At 70.0% G+C, this 2,566-nt stretch carries 2 protein-coding genes; both read right to left on the bottom strand.

Translation table 11 applies throughout. From position 1 onward, the window contains the following. A partial coding sequence (locus VF468_29870) for an ATP-binding protein (GenBank protein HEX5882493.1) occupies nt 1-478 on the bottom strand: 478 nt, incomplete at its 3' end. Continuing rightward, complete coding sequence (istA, locus tag VF468_29875; protein HEX5882494.1) at nt 478-2,178, bottom strand: IS21 family transposase; 1,701 nt, start codon at nt 2,176-2,178, stop codon at nt 478-480. The genes istA and VF468_29870, both read right to left, overlap by 1 nt. Nucleotides 2,179-2,566: the final 388 nt, after the last annotated feature.

The following is a 2,566-nucleotide window of genomic DNA, read 5'->3' on the forward strand; positions in this document are numbered from 1 at the left end:
CGGCCTCGAGGGTGTTGTCGAGCCGGGCGCCGCGGAGCCTGGTGAACAGCTTGTCGGCGCGGGCGTAGACGACGCTGTGGCGGCGGCGGATGGCGATGTGGCCCAGCGCCGTGGCCAGGTGCGTCTTACCGACCCCGACCGGACCCAGGATCAAAACACCGGTGGCGTTCTCGGTGAACCGGAGCGAGGTCAGGTCCGACCACAGGGTCCGGTCGTAGGCCAGGTCGGGCAGGTCGTCGAAGGTGTCGAGCCGCATGGCCGGGTCGAGACCGGCCTTCCCGGCGCGCAGGGCGGCGGAGCGGGTGCCTCGGCGGGCGACTTCGTCGGCCAGCAGCAGTTCCAGGAACGCGGCGTGACCCATGTTGGTCTGCCGGGCCAGCAGCAGCCGCTCTGGCAGGGTCTGTTTCAGCCCGGACAGCTTCAGCGTCGACAAGATCTTCGACAGATCCGACCCGACCGGGTCGACCACGGTGCTCATCAGGCGCTCACCTCCTCGGCGGCGGCGCCACGGACGACCACCAAGTGGCCGGTCCCTTCACTGGCGAGGCCGGTCCCTTCACTGGCGAGGCCGGTCCCCTCGGTGGCGAGGCCGGTCCCCTCGGTGGCCGGGCCGGTCCCGTGAGTGGCGAGGGTGTACTCGGCTGGGTCTCGGGCGAACCGGCCGGCGGGTGGGGTGAGCCCGGGCAGGCTCGGCGCGGTCGTCTCGGTGGCTCTGGTCAGCATCGAGTCGATCTTGGAGACCGAGATGACGTCGAGGTCGAGCGCGGTCGCGCAGGCCTGCTCGACCGGGCCGGGACCGTAGCGGCGGACCAGGCCGAGCAGTCGGTAGACCGCCCGCATCCGGGTCCACGGCAGCGGGTCGTCGAGCAGCCGTTCGGCGTAGATCCCGATGTTGGGTCCGTGGCCGGCGCAGACCCCGATCAGCCGGGTCAGGTCCCGCAACGCGTAGCCGGTCTTCTCCGCCGGCAGGTCGGCCGGGTCGGTCGACCGCCGGCCCGGTGGTTGCCGGGGATGACACTTGATCAGCCGGCCGTTCGCGTAGAGCCTGACCAGCTGCGAATCGGCCCGGGCGTCCAGGTACTGCCCGAGCAGGTGCCTCGGCGCGGAATACAGCGACCGGCCGACCTCGACGTGGAAGTCGCGGTGCACCTTCACCCGGGCGAAGATCGGCATGTCATACGGTGCCGGGACCGGCAGCAACACCCCGGCCTCTCGGTCGCGGAAGACTTCCAACGGCCGGGCCTGCAAGCTGCCGTGGATCCGCATCCCGGCCCGGCCGACGCACCACGCCTCCGCCCGGCGTTGCGCATCGGCCAGGTCGGCGAAGCTCTCCCCGGCCCAGAAACTGTTCCGGACGAACTGGACCGCCCGTTCCACCCGAGGCTTGTCCCGCGGCGACCGGACCCGGGCCGGGTCGGTGACAAACCCGGCATGCTGGGCATAGTCCAACCAGCCCGTCGACAGCTGCGGGTTGACCGCGTCCGCGCGGGTCACCACCGGCTTCAGGTTGTCCGGAACGAGCACCTTGAACACCCCGCCGAAGAACATCCACGCCGCCTCACAGCCGGCGATCACCGCCGCCAACGTCTGGGCGTGGGTCAACCACACGAACAGGTGCCGCGACACCACAGCGGTGAAGATCAACGCATGCAGCTTGCGCCGCTGCCCGGTCTCCGGATCGACCAACCAACCCAGGTAGCCGAAATCGATCTGGCACTCCACCCCCGGCTCCCCGTCGACCACCGGCACCGTGGTCGCCTTCGGCCGATAGCCGCACCGCTCGGTGGCAAACCGGTGCAGCGTCCGATACGGCACCACACACCCCTGCCGTGTCAGCAACTCGTGAATCTTCACGATCGTCAACGGCCGGCCACCCTCCCTACCGGCCACCCAGTCCCGGATCTGCTCCTCGCGGCCGGCCAGCACCTCCCACGCCTGCCCGTGCCCGTTCGGGCGGGCCGGGCGGACCGCAGCCACCACCTGCCCCACCAAGGCATCATCGACCGTGGCGAACCCGGCCGACCGTTCCAACCCCGCCGCCTGCGCCGCCTCGACATAGCGGCGGGCCGTCTTCCGGTCCACCCCCGCCCGCGCCCCAGCCGTGCGCGTCCCAGCCCCCTCAAGCCAGGCGCGCAGCACCTCCTTGACCTCGATCACACTGACCTCCCGAAATCCCACCGCCGCAGACCCTCCACATCGACAACACCGATGCGGCGATCAAACGAGCGAACCGAGGAACCACCGGCGCGACGCGCCGAATGGTCCCATGACTGGCAATCCGGGTGGTCCCATGAACCTGGCAGAAAACCGGTCCGACCGGTCCCATGCTCATGGCAGGCGACAGCCGATCATTGCGCGCACAGCCGCCCGGTTGGACCGAACCCCCTGTCCAACCACGGTCGGTCAAGCCGAGCGACTACCGTCCCCCTTCCACCCCGCCATGGGCGCAAGACCCGCCAGATCGCCTGTGACACAAGCAAACGAGACGTCGGCGGCATCAGGAGGGATCGCCCATCGGCGTCGATCCGATCGTTGTCGGATCTGGGTCGATTGGACGACATCTCCG

The organism is Actinomycetota bacterium (genome assembly GCA_036280995.1).
In the GTDB taxonomy this organism is placed as follows: domain Bacteria; phylum Actinomycetota; class CALGFH01; order CALGFH01; family CALGFH01; genus CALGFH01.